A 20,663-nucleotide genomic window follows, 5' to 3' on the forward strand; every position below is an offset into this window, starting at 1 on the left:
AATTTAGGTTTGTGTGATGGATTTAAGAATTTCTTTATGTATTTTAAGAACTTTTCTCTTCGTGTTTTCAAGGTCTATGTTCGTTATAACATAATCCGAAAGTTTTATTTTTTCTTCATCAGACCATTGATTCTTCATGATGGCTTCTATTTTATCTTTAGTAGTTGCGTCCCGCTCTAACAATCTTTCTATTCTTATGTTCTTAGGTGCTGTTACGGTAATAACATAATCGCATTGTTTGTAACCATCATTCTCAAACAAAATAGCAACTTCTTTTATAACATAGGGCGCATTTTGCTTTAATACCCATTTTTTAAAGTGTGTTGCCACTTGTGGGTGTACGATAGCATTCATTTTTTCTAAATAGCTTTTATCGTTAAAAATAATATTTGCTATAAAAGGTTTGTTCAACCTATCATTCACATAGGCTTCATTACCAAATAATTGAATGAGCTTACGCTTAATAACTTGAGATGTATTCATAAGCTTTTTCGCTTCCTCATCTGCTATATACACTGGAATCCCCAACACCATAAACTGTTTGGCAACCGTAGTTTTACCACTTCCAATACCGCCTGTTAAACCTACTACTATCATTCTATTATGATGAATTCTATATGTTGCTGTTTAATTTTTACGTTTTTAGTCGTTTGCGGAAACTTTTCTAATTCCGGTATTAAAAACGATTGGTTATTTACAACCTTTCTATAATTACATACTACCTTAAAATCTTTAGCCGAAATTGAATTGAAGTGACTTAAACTTACGTAATAAGATACATTCACTTCTTTAGGAAAGTATTTTAAATTAATGTTATTGGGCACGTTAATAATGGTTACAGGAACTTTTACGGTACCTTCGGTAAACTTTTCAACAATTGCTTTTAAAACCACTTTATCGTTTGAAAATGACAAATCTTTATTTTTTTTAGGGAGTTTTAACTTAACGGTTTCCGACAAATTTTTTCTAACATTCGTTAATTCTATTTTTTCGGTTTCCACAAAATCAACTTGGGAAGCTAAAGCTTTAGGTCCCACTACTACAACAGAATCTGGCTTTAAAACATAGGGTTTCGAAACATCAAACCCTGGACTGTATTTTATATTTGAATTTAATGTAACAGGGACTTTCTTTACCATGTTAACACTATATCTAAAAGTTAATACTTCGGGAGATATGTTTAGCAACTCAACTTGTTTGTCAAACTGGGTATTCTCTATATATGCTTTGGATTTACTCCAAATAAAAACAGAATCTTTTTTATAAACATCTTTTTTAAAATCGATTTTAATTTTCGGTTTAGAGAAATAATAGGCCAGCCATTTAAAACCATGTGTTTTTAAAGTAATGTTTAAAGCTATTGAATCGTCAAAAATAACATCTTCTTGCGGTACATTTACTTTTTCAATATTGAAAACAATGGTGTTTGTATACTCTTTTGAAAGTTTTGTAAACATTAAAATGATAAATGCCAACAATAAAAATAAAAAAAAGACATTTATTTTTTTATTCTTAATTGAGGTTAATATGTCTGACTTTATTTTTTTTATCATGACGGTTTAAAAAACAAATTAGGAAAATGTGTTTCAGGGTTCTTTTTAAAAACTTCAACAGCTAACGTTGATTTTAAAAACCCATATCCATAACCGAAAAACTGAATGTTAATGGCTATTAAAGATAATAACGAAACCCAAACGTTTTTAGTTGAATAAAACGCGATTAAAAATGTTAAAACAAAATACAAAGCATATAGCATGATGAATAACTTAACTTCAAATACAAGTAAAAACACAGCTATTATAAAACCTAAACTAAACAACGTTGGGAACCAATAGGTCATTTTTTTTGTTGAAGGGTGCCACTTATTCAATATGGGGCGTACCAAACCAAATTTGTAGACTTGCCTGTAAAACTTATTCCAAGAAATACGCCTTTTATGGTAAACAAAAGCTTCGGGTATGAGTTTTGTTCTGTAACCTAAGTTCCAAAGACGCATGGTTAAATCAGGGTCTTCCCCTGGGTGAATAAGCCCAAAACCTTTTGAAGCCAAAAACGCTTCTTTAGAAATTCCCATATTAAAACTTCTGGGTTGAAACCTATCAACGCTTTTTTTGTTTCCTCTAATACCGCCTGTGGTAATAACCGATGTCATTGAAAAATTAATGGCTTTTTGCAAATCAGAAAAGGATTCATGAGCTGCATCGGGACCACCAAAGCAATCCACATAATTTTGTTTTAAGCTTTTTTCTACTTCAAATAAATAGTTTTTGGGTAAAATGCAATCGGAATCCAAAATGATAAAATAGTTCCCTTTGGCCTGCTGCATCCCAAAATTCCTGGAGTCGCCCGGACCTGAATTTTCCTTAAAAAAATAGGAAATATCAAGTTTTGATCTAAAATTATCAACAACTTTTTTTGAAGGTATCGTTGAGCCATCTTCAACAATAACAACCTCAAATGTAGTATTGGTATTCAAGCCTACAAAACTTTGCAAAAGCTCTTGTATTTCGTCGGGACGATTATAAACAGGGATTATGAATGAGAATTGTAGTTGCATAACACAAATGTAACCAATCAAAACAAAAAAGCCACCTTATACAAGTGGCTATAATTTATTTTTTTAGACCTCACAGGTTTTAAAAACCTATGAGGTTTTGTAACATTTTATTCTCCTACAAAGGTACTCATAACAGCATCACTCACACCCATGTTGCTAAAACCTCCATCGTTGTACAGGTTTTGTAATGTAACACGTTTTGTTAAATCACTAAATAGTGTCACTGTATAATTTGCACAGTCTAAAGCCGTGGCATTACCAAGTGGCGACATTTTATCGGCGTAAGCAATAAATCCGTCAAAACCTTTCACACCACTACCTGCGGTAGTAGGCGTTGGCGATTGCGAAATGGTGTTTACACGCACTTTTTTATCGCGACCAAAGAAATACCCAAAACTACGTGCAATGCTTTCTAAATAGGCTTTATTATCGGCCATATCGTTATAATCTGGAAATACACGTTGCGCCGCCATATAACTTAATGCTACAATGCTTCCCCATTCGTTCATAGCATCTTGCTTGTAAAGTGTTTGCATCACTTTATGAAAAGACATGGCAGAAACATCGGTTCCTTTCTGTGTCCATTCGTAATTTTGATCGGTATAATGTTTTCCTTTTCTAACATTTATAGACATGCCTATAGAATGTAATACAAAATCTATTTTACCACCTAAAATTTCCATCGATTGCTTTACCAAATTTTCTAAGTCTTCAATTGAAGTGGCATCGGCAGGAATAATTTGAGAGCCTGTTTTTTCGGCCAACTCATTAATTTGTCCCATACGCATGGCTACGGGTGCATTGGTTAAAACAAACGTTCCGCCTTCTTCATGAACACGTTCTGCAGTTTTCCAAGCAATTGAATTTGAGTCTAATGCTCCAAAAATGATTCCTCTTTTTCCTTTTAGTAAATTGTATGACATATTCTTTAGTTTATGTGTTGATTCGTTTATATGTTGATTTGTTTAAAAGCCAATTTGAAACAATTAAAGTTCAAAAATACTAAACTTTAAACTTTTAAACTTTAAACTTTAAACTTTTAGTTCAATAATTCTTTTGCATGTGCAATTGCCGAAGACGACATTTCCAAACCTCCAAGCATTTGTGCAATTTCAACAACACGCTCGTCGTGGTTTAATTGTATCAAATTTGTTTGTGTCACGTTGTTTATATCTTCTTTAAATACTTTAAAATGCGAATGCCCTTTGGCTGCAATTTGTGGCAAATGCGTTATAGAAAATACCTGCATGGTTTTGCTCATTTGCAGCATAATATCGCCCATTTTATTTGATATTTCACCCGAAACACCGGTATCGATTTCATCAAACATAATAGTTGGTAATTGAATGTATTTTGATAATACCGATTTTATTGCCAGCATAATACGCGATAATTCACCACCCGAGGCTGCTTTTTTAAGTTCGTTAAAATGGCCTCCTTTATTTGCAGAAAACAAGAATGACAAATCATCTTTTCCATTTGCAAAAAAATCATCACCATAAACAACATCTATTTTAAACTGCGCATTGGGCATACCCAAACTTGCTAAAAGAACTTCTAATTGTTGTTTTAGCTGCGGAATGATTTCGGTTCGCTTATTATGAATATCTTTTGAAATCGTATTTAATTCGGCTTCTTTATTTTCAATTTCCAATTGTTTTTTCTGTATGGATTCGTCTAGATTTTCAGTAAACGCTACCTTTTCTTCTAATTGATTTTTTATTTCGATTAATTCTGAAATACTAGTCACTACATGCTTTTGCATTAAATTATGAAGTGTTCGTAATTTAGAATCGACGACTTCCAGCCTATTAGGGTCTGCTTCCAAATTGTCTTGCAACACATCAACTTCTCTGAACACATCGTCCATATCTATCAAACTACTATTCACTCTATTAAATAGATCTTCGTATTTTAATGAATAACTTGATAGCTTTTGAAATGTATTTTTTAAAGATGTTAGTGCTGATAAAATGCCTATTTGTTCTTCATTTAATAAATGATACGCTTCAGAAAGTCTTTCCTTAATGCCTTCAATATTATTTAAGGTTTCACTTTCTTCTTCAAGTGATTCCAATTCGCCATCAACCAAATTGGCTTCAACCAATTCATTCAACAAAAAAGAATTATAATCGTGTTCCTTAATAGCATCAGCCTGAAAATCCAAAAGCTCTTTAAGTTCCTTTTTTAGTTTTTTGTAGACCTTTAGTGCCTGTTTATACGTTTGAAGTGTTTTATCGTTATTAGCTAATGCATCAATAACCTGAAATTGAAATTCGTTACTTGTTAATTGTAACGTTTCGTGCTGTGAATGAATATCAATCAATCGTTCACCCAACAACTGCAAACTATTTAAGTTAACTGGCGAATCGTTTACAAATGCTCTCGACTTTCCTGAAGGCAATATCTCCCTGCGGATAATAGTCTGCGCTTCATAATCAAAATCTTCTGCTTTAAAAAGGGATTGAAGTTTATAGTTTGAAATATTAAAAACCGCTTCAATAACGCATTTTTCCTCTGTGTTTTTTAAACTGCTTAAATCGGCACGTTTACCAAGAATCAATGATAAACCGCCTAAAAGTATCGATTTCCCTGCACCTGTTTCACCTGTAATTATAGAAAACCCATCGTTAAACTCTACATGAAGTTTATCGATTAGGGCATAATTTTTTATGGAAAGTGATGTTAACATGTTTTTGGTTAATGGGTATTGGCTCTTGGTTGTTGGGTTTTGGTTATTGGTTGCTGGTGTTGGTTAAACCTGAAACTTTAAAACTTTGAAACTTTGAAACCTAAAACTTAATATTTTGCCATTTGCTATTGTGCATAGGCGCTACTTTTTGTAGGGTTTCTTTAACGCTTGCTATGTTCACATTGGGGCCGTCGCTAAAAATCTGCTGAATTTCATCTGCCTTGGCGTCAAAAAATGTACGGAGCAGAAATGAATTTGGTCTACGACTATTCATAGCCTGAAATTGTTTTAAAGACGCTGCTATTTGCTCTTTGCCTTCTTTAGCGTTGTTACTCATGACATCTAAACCTTTACGATGGTAAGTGTACATAACATCTTTATATTCCTTAAAGGTTGGCGACAAAATATTATCTATAAGCGCAAATCTACTTTGTAACCCATCTGCCAGTTTCCAGCCTTTAAAATTATCTTGTTGAGAATAATTAACAATGGTTTGGGCTTGCTCAAAGTATGTGTCGCCTCCGTTTGGAGAAAACGATTCGGCATCTAAACCTAAAATCATATAAACATGAAATGCCAAAACAGAAACTAAATTAGATTCGTATTGCGTCGGACTAAAAATCAAATTTTGAAATTCTAAATACCTGAAATTAAAATCCTTATCGTTATAATTATAAATAGGCGTTGTAAACGACGAACCATAAACCGGTCGAGACGATTGTACTTGTAAAGATGCTTGAAACGACTCGCCACTGTAGTTTACAATATTAATAATCATGCTACAATCAATACGTTCTTGGGAGGTAAAGGTTTTGTTTGTCCATTTGGTATTATTAATAAACTCCTTGAGTTGTTTTTCTAAAGTTTTAAAAATGGGCTGATTTTCGTTACCTGTTTGTTGTGCATTTACTACCACATTGCAGTTTAACTCTTGGGAAAAACCTACAAGTCCGAAACTGAATATTAAAGCTATGAGTATATTACGCATTAATTTGTTCTAAAATTTTATTTAATAAATCGTTGGCAACGTCTGCTTTCGACTTTAATTGAAATTCGGTTACAGTATCTTCGGCATCGATAAAAGTGACTTTATTAGTATCGCTTTTAAAACCAGCACCTGTATCGTTTAACGAATTTAAAACAATTAAATTTAAATTCTTTCTTTTTAATTTGTCTTTTGCATTTTCGAGTTCGTTGTCGGTTTCTAAAGCAAATCCAACAAGATATTGATTGGTTTTAATGTCGCCTAAAGAAGCTAAAATATCTTTAGTTTTTTCTAATTCTAAAGTAAACGTAGATGTTTTCTTTTTTATTTTCTGGGCAGCTACTTCTTTTGGTTTATAATCGGCAACAGCGGCTGAAAGTATAGCAATATCTACCATTTTAAAATGTTCGTGGGCAGCATTATACATATCTTGGGCACTCACAACAGGAATAACATTTATGAGACTATGTAATACCTTTTGCTGCGTTGGGCCCGTAACTAAAATAACCTCAGCACCAAGATTTGCTGAAGCTTTAGCGATTTCAAAACCCATTTTACCACTGGAATGATTGCCAATAAAACGCACTGGATCGATGGCTTCGTGTGTTGGTCCCGCCGTAATAAGCACTTTTTTTCCTTTTAAGGGGAGTTTCTCTAGAATATCGTTTTCAATAAACGAAACAATATCTTCAGGTTCAGCCATTCGACCCTCGCCTACCAAACCGCTTGCTAATTCGCCACTTGTTGCAGGAATCATGACATTACCATAACTTTTTAAAACTTCAAAAGACCGTAATGTACTTTCATGTTTGTGCATATCTAAATCCATCGCAGGCGCAAAATACACAGGACATTTAGCCGATAAATAAGTTGCTATCAGTAAGTTATCACAAACACCATTTGCCATTTTAGACAAGGTATTTGCTGTAGCTGGAGCAATAATGAACAAATCTGCCCACAAACCTAAATCTACATGGCTATTCCAAATAGCATTCTCCTCGTCTTCGTTTGTAAAAGATGAATAAACCGGGTGTTTTGAAAGTGTTGATAAGGTTAAGGGCGTAATAAAATCTTTAGAAGAAGGCGTCATAACCACTTTTACATCGGCGCCCAATTTCACAAATAACCTTACAAGAGAAGCTGTTTTGTAAGCGGCAATACCACCACTAATTCCTAATAGTATGTTCTTGCCGCTTAATATTGACATTTTAAAAAAGTTTACTGATTATCTTCTTCAGTATTTCTAAAATATATTTTGTCTGTTAACCATTCTTGAACAGCTAAAGCATGTGGTTTTGGTAATTTTTCGTAAAATTTAGAAACCTCTATTTGCTCTTTATTTTCAAAGATTTCTTCTAAACTATCATTATAAGTAGCAAATTCCTCTAACTTATCGATAAGTTCTTTTTTAATCTCTGTGTTAATCTGCTCAGCACGTCTAGCGATGATTGAAATTGACTCGTAGATGTTGTCTGTTGGTTCGTCAATTTGATTTCTGTCGTACGTGATGGTATTAACAGGTGCATTGGTTTTCTTTAAATCCATTGTCATTGTTATTTAACTTTTAGTGCTATATTTTTTTAACTCTTCCTCCAAAACCAAAGCCATTTCATTTACTTCTTCAATGTGCTTGGAATTGGCATAGGCTTTTTTAAATGCTGTGTAAAATTCTTTGGCTTGTTCCAAACGGTTTTTCTTTAAAGGAACAATGCCGTTTGGTGTATTTTTATATTCTATACTGTTAACGGCAAGTTTATAAGCCGAATCAAATCTTAAAAACAAAGCTTCTTCTCTCAATGTAGAACCAGGAAAATCGAACAAGAAATTATCGAACGACTTAACAGACGCTGGATAATCGGATATCGTATTATACTGTTTAGCAATACTAAATGCTTTCTTTTCTAACTTAAAATCTAATTCTTTCACCAATTTATTAGCTTCGGAAAGATATTCGGACTCCGGAAACAAATTGATGAAATCTTGAAGCTTCTCAATAGCCGCTTTAGTTTCCTTTTGGTCTTTAGTATAAGCCGGAGATAACATGTAATAACTTTTTGCGCCCAAAAAAGAGGCTTCTTCTAGCTTTTCACTTTTAGGGTAACTTGAAGCAAAACGCTCAAACTGGTAACCTGCTGTATAATAATCTTTCATTTTATAAAACGAATATGAATACAAATACATCAACTTTTCGGCTTGTGGTTTCCCTCTATAATTAGGCACTATTTGGGCAAACAATTTATTTGCTTTTGCAAATTTACCTTCATTATATAGTTCTTCACCCATTTTAAACTTGGCAGCAATATCTTCGTTTTTTAAAACTTTTTGATACTCGCTGCAAGAACTTAAAAGTGTGATAGTTATTAATATGTAAAGAAATCTATTCATATGAGAATTATCATCTGTTTTTTTAAAGTCATATGCAATCGCTACATTTTTAATGTTATTCAAAAGAATATTGTAATTGCGATTTCATAGTTTTAAAACAAGATGCAAAATTAAGTTATTAATATGGATTTTAAAAATATTATTTTACCGCTAAAATAACGGCTTAAACACAGCAAGCATAAGGATTAAGTAATATTTAACAGTCCTAAAACTTATTTATAAATGATTTGATTTTCTCTTTTAATTGATTTGAAGCTGGCACTAGTGGCAATCTAACGCTGTCTCTACACAACCCTAAAGCTTCAAAAACCCCTTTGATGCCTGCGGGATTGTTTTCTTCAAAAATATAACCAATAACATCCATTAATCTGAAATGAAGTTTATAGGCATCTTTGGCATTTCCTTCTAATCCTAAACGAATCATTTCTGAAAATTCTTTAGGAAACCCTTGCCCTATTACCGAAATAACACCGGCACCTCCTGCTAATACAATACCCAAAGCTAAATCGTCATCACCAGAAATAATTAAAAAATCTTCTGGTTTGTTTTTAATTAACTGTAAATATTGCGACACACTGTTTCCAGCTTCTTTAACGCCAATCACATTTTTAAAATCGTTAGCTAACCTTAACGTTGTTTCTGGCTCTATATTTCTGGATGTTCTACCTGGTACGTTATATAAAATAATGTCTATTGGTGATGCTTCCGAAATGGCTTTAAAGTGCTGATAAATACCTTCTTGTGTTGGCTTAGTATAATAAGGCGACACCGATAAAATGGCATCTATATTACCTAAATCTGTAGCTTTTATTTCTTCTATAACTTCCACTGTATTGTTGCCTCCTATACCTAAAACCATTGGCACACGGCCATTATTAGCTTTAGAAACGGTTGCTATGACATCTTTCTTTTCCTGTTTAGTTATGGTTGCAGTTTCGCCAGTAGTACCACAAACCACTAGATATTCTACGCCATTTTCAATATTGAAATTTACAATATTTGCCAATGCATCATGGTCTATACTTAAATCTGCTTTAAAAGGTGTAACCAATGCAACTCCAGTTCCTAGAAACTTACTATTCATTTTTAATTTTATTTAATATAGTTAGGTATTTAAAAACTTCGGTTTTAAATACGTTAAATTCTGTTAAGTTGGTCTTTATAATTAGGTCATTTATACGTTCGTCGGTTTGCAATATGCCTACTTTTAATTGTGCTTTCGATAAGACCGTTAGCAATTTCAGCTCCGTAACCTCAGCTTCGTAATAACTGATCAAAACATCAAACTTGGTATCTAAAAAGGTTTGTAATTCGCTATTTTTAATAGCACCATTCCAACCAAAATCGTTTGGGTTAAAACAAACATCCCAAGATTTAAGGGTGTCTTTTTTATTTGATGAAAAGGCTATAAGCTTTAATCTATTTGGAAGCACTTTTAAATAAGACGATAGCGCACTGAACTGTTCAAAATCATCAACTTCATCTAAATTAAAGATAATCCCTAAACTTTCAACCTTAGTATCCGAAACATTTACATGTCTTTTAGATAACAATTTGTTGATGTGTTTTTTAATAGATTTTTCTTTAAAACCCTTTAAAATCATTTATATTTATACTTTGCGCAAAGGTAACAAAAGTACATTCAAAAAATCTACTAAAAACATGAGGTTTACATATTTAATTTATTTGTTATTTATATTACTGCTTTTTAATTGCAAACCTTCTAATGACTATCTGACTAAAATTGAAGGGAAACAAATCCAAATTACAGATTCATTAGCCATTGACCCCGAAATTGAATCCTTTATAAAACCTTATAGAGCCCACATCGAAAAGGATTTAGATAGTGTGTTGTCGTATGCTGTTGGCACCTACACAAAATCTGATGGTGCTTTTAATACGGCCATTGGAAATTTTATGGCAGATGCGGTTTTTAGTGAAGCCAACCCCATTTTTAAAAGTAGAACAGGCAAAGATATAGATATGGTTATTTTAAACCATGGTGGCATTCGTTCCGTTATCAATAAAGGAAATATAACCACCCGGACTGCTTTTCAATTAATGCCTTTTGAGAACAGCATCGTTGTTGTTGCTTTAAAAGGAACACAAATAGACAGCTTAGTTAACTATTTAAGCAAAGCACATAAAGCACACCCTATTTCTAAACTTAAAATGGCTATTGATAAAAATTTTAATGTGGTTGAAGCCTCTATAAATGATGAAAAAATTGTTTCGAATAAAATCTATTATGTTGCCACTAATGATTATTTATATAATGGTGGTGACGCCATGACTTTTTTTAAACCGAATGAGGGCCTGTATGTTTTAAATTACAAAATACGAAATGCCCTGATAGACCACTTTAAAAAAATGGACACCATAAACCCTATACAAGATGATAGATTTATTCAATTAAAATAACCAAATGAAACGCAGAGATTTTATACAACAAGTATCGGCTACAACTGCATTGGTGACCGTTGGTGGTTTTGGACTTCAATCGTTTTCAACAGTCCCAAAAACAGCTAAAATAACTATTTTACACACCAATGATGTCCACAGTCATATTGATGCTTTTGGACCTGAGGACGGTAGGAATGCCAACAAAGGCGGTGTTGCCAGAAGAGCAAGTTTGATTGAATCTATAAGATTAGAAAACCCAAATACGCTTTTATTGGATGCTGGCGATATTTTCCAAGGCACGCCCTATTTCAATTATTATGGTGGTGAATTGGAATTTAAATTAATGAGCAAATTAAAGTATGATGCAGCAACTATTGGCAATCACGATTTTGACAATGGCATTGATGGTCTATACGCCCAGCTACCTCATGCCGAATTTCAATTTATTTCTTCAAATTACGATTTTTCGAATACCATAATGGACACCCATGTAAAACCATATAAGATATTCAAAAAAGGGGGTATTAAAATTGGGGTTTTTGGATTAGGCATTGAGTTGAATGGCTTGGTTGACCCTGCCATGTATAAAGAAACAAAGTATCTAAACCCCGTTGAAATAGCACAAGACATGACACACATTTTAAAAACGGAAGATAAATGCGACTTGATTATATGTTTATCGCATTTAGGCTATCATTACAAAACAGATCCAAATAAAATAAGTGACCTAAAACTAGCTTCTTTAACGAAGGATATTGATTTAATTATTGGCGGGCACACACATACATTTTTACAAAAACCAACTATTGTAAAAAACAGAGATGGCAAAAACATGCTTGTTAATCAAGTGGGATGTTATGGCATTAACCTAGGAAGAATCGATTTTTATTTCGATGCCAATAAAAATAAATCGGCTAACGGAACTTCAATTATTGTTTAAGAACTCATCTATACGAATTCTATCTCATTTTCGGTTAAAATGAGTATTCTAAGATAAGACCGTATCAGATGGATAACGATCCTTTAATTGTATTTCTTTAGGTTTAGCAACTAAAACTTCTCTGTTCATAATGTATATAAACATAACATAAAGTGCAGTGGCATACAAAATCCTATCTAACAGTTCTAAACTCCAACTGTTTAAATAATACAACTTCACATAATTCAGCATTACAGACAGACCAAAAAATACTACAGCGGTTAAAAACAATGCAGATTGTTTACTTTGTGTGTTTAAATACACTCCAAAAGACACAAATGTTAAAACTATTAAAGTGAAATTTTTAATTACAAATAAGAGCACTTCGCTTTTATTGGAAACAACAACGCTTAAAAAACCATGAGCCACATATAAAAAGTAAACGGCTATTAAAAAAACGCCAAGCAAGTAGGTGCCTATTAATGCTTTCGCTTCTAAAAGTTTAAATTTTGGAGCTACCATAACTAACAAGTATAAATAGCTTAAAACATATAGCACACTTGAAGTTTCTATTAAAACATCTTCTGAAAAAAACACTGATGATAAATCTCCTAAAAAGGAAAATAGTAAAAACGAAATAAAAGCAATACCCAAATACCGGTATTTAATAAAAAAGAAAGTTAAAAATACAGGAATGAAAAAAGGCTTTACTGTTTTCATTATGAATGCATCTTCAGTAATAGCACCAACAACGTTTACTGCTATTAGCAATACTAACGCGTACACAAACACTTTGCTAAAAGTAATTTTAAACCAATTTTTCACAATATTCTCATAAGTAGGTTACTCCAAATATAAAACATAAAAGTATATTTCAACGATAAAAACATACTTTTATCGATTATTTACTAATTTTTGTGCACTTTATCGGATAAATTAGAAATTTTCTGATAAGTAACGACCCCAAAAACGTCTAAGCATAAGATTTCCAAAGACTCATGATGAAAAAAACACATTCAATTAGTATTAAGAATGACAGTAGCTGTTATTTTAATTCAAACACTTCGTTTTAAATTTACTGCGCATCCAGATAGTGTATATATTTTTGAAAAAGTAGGACTAGAACCTTATGGCAGAATAGCTATAGGTATTTCAGAACTTATTGCCGGCATTTTATTGCTAATACCAAAAACAATTTGGGCTGGGGCCATTGTAACTCTGGGAGTTATTAGTGGTGCCATATTAATACATTTAATAACATTAATTAGGCATTGAAATAAATAAAGATGGAGGTATGTTATTTTATACAGCTATACTAACTTTTATACTATCTGCAATGATTCTGTATTTACATAGAAAATGCACCTTTAAAAAACAATCATTAATTAATGATTGTTAATTAACATATTTACTTCTTCTCGCTCAACTTCCTGCTCTATTTTAGATTGCTTATAGAAGAAATAAAAGGCTAATACATATAAGGTTGTAGAAACAGCATTAAGCAAGTTTCTTTCTGAAATATAAGTATATGCTACCCAAATGACTTCACCAAACACAATACACAAAGCACCTATAAACATACTTAAAGACTTTACATTATCTCTATAAAAATAGTTTACTAATGAAACCGACAATAGCAATAGCATGACTATGTTATATATCAATTCAATATAGTATTCATTTGTTTGATGAGACACAAAAGGATCTACTATAACCTGCAAAACATAAATTAAATATATGTTTAAAATGGTTAAAACCAGTAAATGAATTTTATAATTCCTTAAAACATACACTATAGAAATAGATTTAGAAACTTCAACAAGTAAAGAAGCATATGCTAATATGTATAAAGAATTTCCTAAAAAATAATCAATGTCATGCGAAATATAAGGCACTATAAAAATCATTAAATCTGAAATAGAAAACAACACTAAAAAAAGTGTAAAAAATAATGACTTTCTTTTTACCGTTACAAAATATAACAAAGTAACTACTGGCAATATAATTGATTTGAGAGCGTTTGCAATTACATCTTCATCGCTAAACTGAAATACAACAGATAGAATATAAAGTAATAATGCTAAAATCACCAAGACTTTCGACTTGTTCATAATAACAATTTTTGGTTGAAGTACAAACATACACAAATTTTACAATTAAACGATAAAAAAATACATTTTATCGATAAAAACAACACTTACAATACTCTAAGTAAGAATTCATGTTCATCAATAATGGGGATATTTAAGTCTTCGGCTTTTTTTCTTTTACTTGGCCCCATGCTGTCCCCAGCAACAACAAAAGTTGTTTTTGATGAAATAGAACTACTCACCTTACCCCCATTATCTTCAATCAGTTTTTTAAGTTCATCACGTGAAACTGACTCAAAAACACCCGAAATAACAATACTTTGACCTTTCAGTATATCGGTTTGCCCAATAAGTTGTTCAGCTGAAACTTCCAACTGAACACCAAACGCTTTCAATCTATTTATTATAAGGATGTTTTCCTCAGAAGAAAAGAAAGCACGAACACTTTCAGCTATTTTAACGCCAATCTCATCAACATTTACCAATGCCTCTTCGGATGCTTCAGCAATGGCATGAATACTTTTATAATGCTTTGCTAATTTTTTAGCAACAGTTTCCCCAACATATCGAATTCCCAAGGCATACAATACACGTTCAAAAGGGATGTTTTTAGATTGTTCGATACCTTGAATTAAATTATCGGCACTTTTTTCGGCCATACGTTCTAAAGGAATGACCTGCTCTTTAGTTAATTCATACAAATCCGAATAATTAGAAATCAATCCTTCATTAACTAAAAGCGCTACGGTTTCGCCTCCCAAACCTTCAATATCCATGGCTTTTCTAGATATAAAATGCTGAATACGACCAATTATCTGGGGTTTACAACCGTTATAATTTGGGCAATAATGCTGCGCCTCACCTGCTTGTCTTACCAATTCTGTTTCACATACGGGGCAATGTGTAATATAAGCTGTTGGTTTTGAATTCAACGGACGCTTACTTAAATCGACACCCAAAATTTTCGGAATAATCTCTCCGCCTTTTTCCACATACACTTCATCACCTACTCTAATATCCAATTTTTCAATCTGGTCGGCATTATGTAACGATGCTCTTTTTACAGTTGTACCAGCAAGCTCAACGGGTTCTAAATTCGCCACAGGTGTAATAGCTCCTGTGCGCCCCACTTGGTAGGCAATACTATTTAGTTTTGTTGAAACCTGTTCTGCTTTAAATTTGTATGCCATAGCCCAACGGGGTGCTTTGGCCGTATAACCCAATTCTTCCTGTTGCCGTAAACTGTTTACTTTTATAACGACACCATCTGTTTCGTAGGGTAGCTTATGGCGATGTACATTCCAGTAATCTATAAATTCAAAAACTTCATCAACAGAATTTACAAGTTTTGCATCATTAGGTACCTTAAAACCCCATTCCCTAGCACGTTTCAAACTATCAAATTGCGAATCAATTCCTAAATTGGCACCTGTTAAATTATAAAGTAAACATTCTAAAGGCCGCTTTGCAACCTCGGCACTATCTTGTAACTTCAAACTGCCCGATGCAGTATTTCTGGGGTTTCTATAAGGTTCTTCACCAATCTCAATACGTTCTTCATTCATTTTAATGAATCCTTTAAAAGGCAAAACAATTTCGCCACGTATATCAAATTTTTGTGGATAATCCCCTTTTAGTTTTAATGGTACCGACTTGATGGTTTTTACATTAGCCGTAACATTATCACCTTGGAAACCGTCCCCCCTAGTCACTGCTTTTACAAAAACGCCATTTTCATAAGTTAAACTAATGGAAGCACCATCATATTTTAGTTCGCAAGTGTATTGAATATCACCTTCTATTTGCTTTTTTATGCGCGTTTCCCAATCTAACAAATCTTCTTTTGAATAAGAATTATCCAGCGAATACATACGATATTCATGTGGAACCGTTTCAAAATTTTTGGTTACCTCACCTCCTATGCGTTGTGTTGGTGAATTGGCATCGAAAAATTCCGGGTGCTTCGCTTCTAAATCTTGAAGTTCTTTTAATTTGCTATCGAATTCAAAATCAGAAATCGTTGCATTATCAAGCACGTAATAGTTATAATTATGCTGATTTAATTCGTTGCGTAAGCTTTGTATTTGCTGTTCTATATCCATAGTATTTGCCACTAATTCACAAATATATTATTTATAATTATTTTTTTAGTACATAACAAAAATGAAGCGTGTCACATTGAGCCTTTCGGAAGCTGAGCTTTTATCTTCAAATGAAAATATATTTTCATTTGAAGATAAAAGCTCAAGATATACTAAAGTCGAAATGCTATTAAAAACAATATTTCCAATGTCTTTGATTTTAGTTTATCTTGAGCGCAGTCGAAAGGCTCAGACCGACATCTGAATATATTTGAATTTTTATCATGTACTAAAAATTATTTTCTAAAATCATTGAGGGGGACTCCACACCCCTTTTATCATTCTATCTTTTTTAAACATATCTTGCTTTAATTCGATATTGGTAAATTGGTTTTTTACCAATAACTGAATCATATCACTTCCAAAATACTCATTGATCTCAAAAAACAACCTCCCGTTTTTAGACAATTTATCAATAGCAAATCGTGTAATCGCTTTATAAAACAATAACGGATCTTCATCTTTAACAAATAATGCCAAATGCGGTTCGTTATCTAACACATTGGGTTTCATACGCTGCTTTTCTTGCTCCCTCACATACGGTGGGTTTGAAACAATGATATCAAAATTCAAATTTTGAAAATCCGAATTCCAAGTTTCAGAATTTAATATGTCGGCTTCAATAAATTCAACATGAACCTTATTTAGCCCAGCGTTTTCCTTAGCTATTTTTAAAGCGTTATGACTTACATCTAAGCCATAAACTTTGGCATTTGGTAAATGTTTTGCCAATGAAATGGCTATGCAACCACTCCCCGTTCCGATATCTAATATACCTAGTTGGTGGTTGGTGGTTATTGGTTGGTGATTTAAAATCCATGCAACCAACTCTTCAGTTTCAGGTCTTGGTATTAAGGTATGTTCGTTTACTTTAAAAGGCAATCCATAAAATTCGGTGTAACCTAGTATATATTGTATGGGTTGGTGCATTTTTAGTAATTCCAAAGCACCTAAAATAGCATCATAATTTTCAAGTGAAAATTGGGGTTTCATTGCCAATTGTAGCCTAGAAACTTTATAATAAGATTCAACCAACATAAAAAAGAAACTATCTACTTCTTCTTTTCCATATAAAAGGTCTAACTCTTTATGAAATGTATTTTGTAGGTCTTTTAAATTCAAAGTTTTTCTTTTTAATCTAAATAATTCCACGAAGACCTTGCCTCCGGTATCCAATTCACATCTCCTTTGGAGAGTCCAGAACTACCAAAAAAAGCAGTTCTAGGCAATGTAAATCAAAATCGTTAATTATAAATCCTTTACCATCCAAACACCACAGGAGTAATGCCCCGTATTTCCTAAAGCACCTTTTAAATGTTTAAATCCGTAACTTTCATAAATATGAATAGCAGCTTTAAGTTGTGGCGTGGATTCCAAATAACATTGTTTATACCCTAAATTTTTAGCAGCAGACAAACAATTTTCAAAAAGGAGCCTTCCATAACCTTTCCCTCTTACTTTAGGTGAAAAATACATCTTTTGGATTTCACACACATCCTCTTCAAAATCCTTTAAAGGTTTTATGCCACCACCGCCCAAAATCTCACCATCCTGTTCAATTACGAAATAAACATCATTATCGTTTTGATACGATTCGTACATGCGTGGTGTTTCTTCGTCTGAATACGCCGTACCTTCCAAAGGAATTTTAAACTCATGAAAGCATGCCCTAATGATCTGCTCTATTTGAGCGTTATCACTAGGTTCTATTTTCCGAATAACTATAGTATCTTTACTCACTTTAAAATGTTAATTTTGTATCGAAATTTATCGGGATGAAGATACAAAATCTAAAAAAATTGGGATGAAACGCATTATAATCTTATCAACAATATTGCTTACCTTTTTAAACTGTTCCGTAAATGAGAAACCCGAATTTTTAGGAGTTGAAAATATAAAAATTCTTGAATCCACCCCAGAATACATTATTCTTACCGCAGATGCTTTTTTTGAAAACCCAAATATTATTAGCGGCGAATTGCATGTTAATAACATAAAAGTTTTTGTTAACGATAGCGAAATGGCTTCGGTTTCGTCTAAAAAATTTGAAGTGCCTGCTAAAAAAGATTTTTCAATACCTTTAACAGCCCATGTGCCTGTTGATAGTATTTTTGGCGATGAACATTTAAGCAGTTTAATTGGCAGCTTGCTAACCAAAAAAATGACCGTACAGTATAAAGGTGCGATTAACTACAAAGTTTTAGGCTTTTCGCATACCTATGCTATTGACAAAACCGAAGAAGTAAAAATAAAATAATCCATATTTTTTGACCAGTCACGAAACATATTTAAAACGCTGTATAGACATTGCCAAAAACGGCTTAGGCACTACCAGACCTAATCCCATGGTAGGTAGCATCATTGTTCATAACAATCAAATTATAGGCGAAGGCTTCACCAGTGCTTATGGTGGTAATCATGCCGAAGTAAATGCAATTAACTCGGTAAAGGACAAATCACTTTTAAAGGAATCCACAATATATGTCACTTTAGAACCCTGCTCCCATTTTGGGAAAACACCACCTTGTAGCGACTTAATCATTAAGCATCAAATACCCCATGTAGTTATTGGCTGTATTGACGACAATATACAAGTAGCAGGAAAAGGGATTGAAAAACTAAAAAAAGCGGGTTGCCATGTGGTTATTGGAATTGCAGAAAACGAATGTAAAGCGCACCACAAACGTTTTTTTACATTTCACAACAAAAAACGCCCTTATATCATTTTAAAATGGGCAGAAACGGCTGATGGCTTTATAGCTCCGGAAACTAAAAACGAACAAAAACCCGTTTGGATAACCAATGAATATTCCAGGCAACTGGTTCATAAATGGCGTGCCGAAGAACAAGCCATTTTAGTAGGGACCAATACGGTTCTGCAAGACAACCCGAGTTTAACGGCAAGGGATTGGACAGGGCAAAACCCTATCCGTATTGTCATTGATAAAGAGAACAAGCTTTCTGAAGCATATACCGTTTTTAATAATGAAGCTAAAACCATAACACTTTCAAATAAGGACATTGATTTTTCAAAAAATACAGCACAGCAAATTTGCGATATACTCTTTAAGAACAACATCAATTCTGTAATTATTGAAGGCGGTGTAAAAACATTACAAACATTTATTGATGAAAATCTTTGGGATGAAGCGCGCGTATTTACAGGAAACATCCACTTCAAAAAAGGAGTAAAAGCTCCAAAATTCTCAGAAACATTAATTTCTGAAGAAACCATTATGGGCGATACGCTTAAAACCTACAAAAATGATTAAAACCATTATATTCGACTTTGGCAATGTCTTCATCAATTTAGATATTGAAGGCGCTATCAAGCGTACTTTTAACGAATTTAAAATTGATGCCTTTTCGGAGGAAATGACTGCCTTTAACAGCTTTTACGAACAGGGTTTAATTTCAACCGAAGAATTTATTGAGTTTTACAGCGAAAACTTTCCAAATCTTTCAAATGACGAACTCATAGACATTTGGAATTTTATGCTGAAAGATTTTCCCGAACATCGATTGGAATTTTTAAAACAATTAAAAGCGACTTCAAAATACAAGCTCATTCTTTTAAGCAACACCAACGAACTTCACATAGATTGGATTAAAAAACAGGTACCGTTTTACGAAGTATTTAAAAATTGCTTTGATGTATTTTATTTATCGCACGAAATCAATTTAAGAAAACCAAACCGCGAGATTTTCGACTTTGTTTTAAAGGAAAACAAACTGAATGCAAATGAATGTCTTTTCATAGATGATAACAATGATAATTGCCATACCGCTAAACTATTAGGTATAGAAACATGGCACATCAACCCTAAAACCGAAGACATTGCAAACTTATTTAAAATTAAAAATAGTTTATTTTAATTGGTTTGATTGAAAAAGACACATATAAAACCATTGAAACTTCAGTCGAAGGTATTTTATTTAAAGAAAAAAACAGTAAGTTTTTTGGTTATGCTTATCCTGTTTTAAATGAAGACGATGTAAAACTGCATCTAGACGCATTAAAAAAAGAACATCATGCCGCCAGACATTGGTGCTATGCCTACCAACTAGGAACAGAAAATATTTTGTATCGTGCCAATGATGATGGCGAACCTAGTAATTCTGCGGGCATGCCTATTTACGGTCAAATACAATCGTTTGAAGTTACCAACATTTTAATTGTAGTGGTTCGTTATTTTGGCGGTATAAAATTAGGCGTTGGTGGTTTAATAAGTGCTTACAAAGCAACGGCGCAATTAACCCTTGAAGAAGCATCCATTGTTGAAAAAACTATCAATGTTGACTATATAATCGCTTTCGATTATAAAAACATGAATACCGTAATGCGTATTATTAAGGAGAAAAATTTAAACATTACTAATCAAAAATTAGAAATGGATTGCCAAATAACAATTTCTGTTAGAAAAAAAGAGGCGAAATCAGTTTTCGAAGCTTTCAATCACCTTTTTGAAATCGATATAAAAGAACTTTAGA

General features: G+C 32.9%; 23 protein-coding genes. 7 read left to right on the forward strand and 16 right to left on the reverse strand.

Features of this window, described 5'->3' with window-relative positions:
- Positions 1 to 3: 3 nt before the first annotated feature.
- The 11 genes from coaE to CJ739_RS20125 form a co-directional block, all read right to left on the reverse strand.
- Positions 4 to 597, reverse strand: a complete 594-nt coding sequence (coaE, locus tag CJ739_RS20075) for a dephospho-CoA kinase (protein ID WP_117178599.1) — start codon at positions 595 to 597, stop codon at positions 4 to 6.
- Positions 594 to 1,457 carry a CdaR family protein gene (locus tag CJ739_RS20080; RefSeq protein WP_236951568.1) on the reverse strand — a complete coding sequence of 288 codons (864 nt, stop codon included), beginning with the start codon at positions 1,455 to 1,457 and terminating at the stop codon, positions 594 to 596. The genes coaE and CJ739_RS20080 overlap by 4 nt, the downstream gene beginning before the upstream one ends.
- A gap of 92 nt (positions 1,458 to 1,549) precedes the next feature.
- The gene (locus tag CJ739_RS20085) at positions 1,550 to 2,557 is read right to left on the reverse strand and encodes a glycosyltransferase family 2 protein (protein ID WP_117178601.1); all 1,008 of its coding nucleotides are present in this window, start codon (positions 2,555 to 2,557) and stop codon (positions 1,550 to 1,552) included.
- Positions 2,558 to 2,664: 107 nt separating this feature from the next.
- The gene (locus CJ739_RS20090) at positions 2,665 to 3,480 is read right to left on the reverse strand and encodes an enoyl-ACP reductase FabI (protein ID WP_117178603.1); all 816 of its coding nucleotides are present in this window, start codon (positions 3,478 to 3,480) and stop codon (positions 2,665 to 2,667) included.
- 116 nt (positions 3,481 to 3,596) lie between these two features.
- Positions 3,597 to 5,249, reverse strand: coding sequence for a DNA repair protein RecN (gene recN / locus CJ739_RS20095; protein ID WP_117178605.1), 1,653 nt, complete (start codon positions 5,247 to 5,249; stop codon positions 3,597 to 3,599).
- A 100-nt stretch (positions 5,250 to 5,349) separates the two neighbouring features.
- Positions 5,350 to 6,237 carry a type IX secretion system protein PorD gene (gene porD / locus CJ739_RS20100; RefSeq protein WP_117178607.1) on the reverse strand — a complete coding sequence of 296 codons (888 nt, stop codon included), beginning with the start codon at positions 6,235 to 6,237 and terminating at the stop codon, positions 5,350 to 5,352.
- Entirely contained in the window at positions 6,230 to 7,441 is a 1,212-nt protein-coding gene (coaBC, locus tag CJ739_RS20105) for a bifunctional phosphopantothenoylcysteine decarboxylase/phosphopantothenate--cysteine ligase CoaBC (RefSeq protein ID WP_117178609.1), read from the reverse strand. The genes porD and coaBC overlap by 8 nt, the downstream gene beginning before the upstream one ends.
- 11 nt (positions 7,442 to 7,452) lie before the next feature.
- Positions 7,453 to 7,779, reverse strand: a complete 327-nt coding sequence (locus CJ739_RS20110; RefSeq protein WP_117179176.1) for a DNA-directed RNA polymerase subunit omega — start codon at positions 7,777 to 7,779, stop codon at positions 7,453 to 7,455.
- Between the two features lie 12 nt (positions 7,780 to 7,791).
- A complete protein-coding gene (locus tag CJ739_RS20115; protein ID WP_117179178.1) occupies positions 7,792 to 8,619 on the reverse strand; it encodes an outer membrane protein assembly factor BamD in 828 nt (275 codons plus the stop codon).
- Positions 8,620 to 8,824: 205 nt separating this feature from the next.
- Positions 8,825 to 9,703, reverse strand: coding sequence for a 4-hydroxy-tetrahydrodipicolinate synthase (gene dapA, locus CJ739_RS20120; protein WP_117178611.1), 879 nt, complete (start codon positions 9,701 to 9,703; stop codon positions 8,825 to 8,827).
- Complete coding sequence (locus CJ739_RS20125) at positions 9,696 to 10,223, reverse strand: DUF6913 domain-containing protein (RefSeq protein WP_117178613.1); 528 nt, start codon at positions 10,221 to 10,223, stop codon at positions 9,696 to 9,698. Before CJ739_RS20125 ends, dapA begins: the two co-directional genes overlap by 8 nt.
- A gap of 58 nt (positions 10,224 to 10,281) precedes the next feature.
- Here CJ739_RS20125 and CJ739_RS20130 point away from each other — a divergent pair, with 58 nt between their 5' ends.
- The gene (locus tag CJ739_RS20130) at positions 10,282 to 11,040 is read left to right on the forward strand and encodes a 5'-nucleotidase C-terminal domain-containing protein (RefSeq protein WP_117179180.1); all 759 of its coding nucleotides are present in this window, start codon (positions 10,282 to 10,284) and stop codon (positions 11,038 to 11,040) included.
- A gap of 4 nt (positions 11,041 to 11,044) precedes the next feature.
- Complete coding sequence (locus CJ739_RS20135) at positions 11,045 to 11,962, forward strand: bifunctional metallophosphatase/5'-nucleotidase (RefSeq protein ID WP_117178615.1); 918 nt, start codon at positions 11,045 to 11,047, stop codon at positions 11,960 to 11,962.
- Between the two features lie 48 nt (positions 11,963 to 12,010).
- Here CJ739_RS20135 and CJ739_RS20140 read toward each other — a convergent pair whose 3' ends face one another.
- A complete protein-coding gene (locus CJ739_RS20140) occupies positions 12,011 to 12,766 on the reverse strand; it encodes a hypothetical protein (RefSeq protein ID WP_117178617.1) in 756 nt (251 codons plus the stop codon).
- A gap of 207 nt (positions 12,767 to 12,973) precedes the next feature.
- Between CJ739_RS20140 and CJ739_RS20145 the strand changes: the two genes are divergently transcribed.
- Complete coding sequence (locus CJ739_RS20145) at positions 12,974 to 13,216, forward strand: DoxX family protein (protein WP_236951569.1); 243 nt, start codon at positions 12,974 to 12,976, stop codon at positions 13,214 to 13,216.
- Between the two features lie 110 nt (positions 13,217 to 13,326).
- On the opposite strand, the gene CJ739_RS20150 is transcribed toward CJ739_RS20145, so the two are convergent.
- From CJ739_RS20150 to CJ739_RS20165, 4 genes are all read right to left on the reverse strand, one after another.
- The gene (locus CJ739_RS20150) at positions 13,327 to 14,052 is read right to left on the reverse strand and encodes a hypothetical protein (RefSeq protein WP_236951570.1); all 726 of its coding nucleotides are present in this window, start codon (positions 14,050 to 14,052) and stop codon (positions 13,327 to 13,329) included.
- A gap of 86 nt (positions 14,053 to 14,138) precedes the next feature.
- Positions 14,139 to 16,133: an NAD-dependent DNA ligase LigA gene (gene ligA / locus CJ739_RS20155; protein WP_117178621.1), complete on the reverse strand. Its 1,995-nt coding sequence runs from the start codon at positions 16,131 to 16,133 to the stop codon at positions 14,139 to 14,141.
- Between the two features lie 288 nt (positions 16,134 to 16,421).
- Entirely contained in the window at positions 16,422 to 17,294 is an 873-nt protein-coding gene (gene prmC, locus CJ739_RS20160; protein WP_117179182.1) for a peptide chain release factor N(5)-glutamine methyltransferase, read from the reverse strand.
- Between the two features lie 126 nt (positions 17,295 to 17,420).
- Positions 17,421 to 17,912, reverse strand: coding sequence for a GNAT family N-acetyltransferase (locus tag CJ739_RS20165; protein WP_117178623.1), 492 nt, complete (start codon positions 17,910 to 17,912; stop codon positions 17,421 to 17,423).
- A 64-nt stretch (positions 17,913 to 17,976) separates the two neighbouring features.
- Between CJ739_RS20165 and CJ739_RS20170 the strand changes: the two genes are divergently transcribed.
- From CJ739_RS20170 to CJ739_RS20185, 4 genes are read left to right on the forward strand one after another with little or no spacing between them, the layout of a single operon-like run.
- On the forward strand, positions 17,977 to 18,429 hold the full coding sequence (locus CJ739_RS20170; protein ID WP_117178625.1) for an LEA type 2 family protein: 453 nt from the start codon (positions 17,977 to 17,979) through the stop codon (positions 18,427 to 18,429).
- Between the two features lie 10 nt (positions 18,430 to 18,439).
- A complete protein-coding gene (gene ribD, locus CJ739_RS20175; RefSeq protein WP_117178627.1) occupies positions 18,440 to 19,444 on the forward strand; it encodes a bifunctional diaminohydroxyphosphoribosylaminopyrimidine deaminase/5-amino-6-(5-phosphoribosylamino)uracil reductase RibD in 1,005 nt (334 codons plus the stop codon).
- On the forward strand, positions 19,437 to 20,048 hold the full coding sequence (locus CJ739_RS20180; protein ID WP_117178629.1) for an HAD family hydrolase: 612 nt from the start codon (positions 19,437 to 19,439) through the stop codon (positions 20,046 to 20,048). Before ribD ends, CJ739_RS20180 begins: the two co-directional genes overlap by 8 nt.
- Positions 20,049 to 20,053: 5 nt before the next feature.
- On the forward strand, positions 20,054 to 20,662 hold the full coding sequence (locus tag CJ739_RS20185; RefSeq protein ID WP_117178631.1) for an IMPACT family protein: 609 nt from the start codon (positions 20,054 to 20,056) through the stop codon (positions 20,660 to 20,662).
- Position 20,663: the final 1 nt, after the last annotated feature.

Origin of the sequence: Mariniflexile sp. TRM1-10, from assembly GCF_003425985.1 — a bacterium.
Classification (GTDB): Bacteria; Bacteroidota; Bacteroidia; order Flavobacteriales; family Flavobacteriaceae; genus Mariniflexile.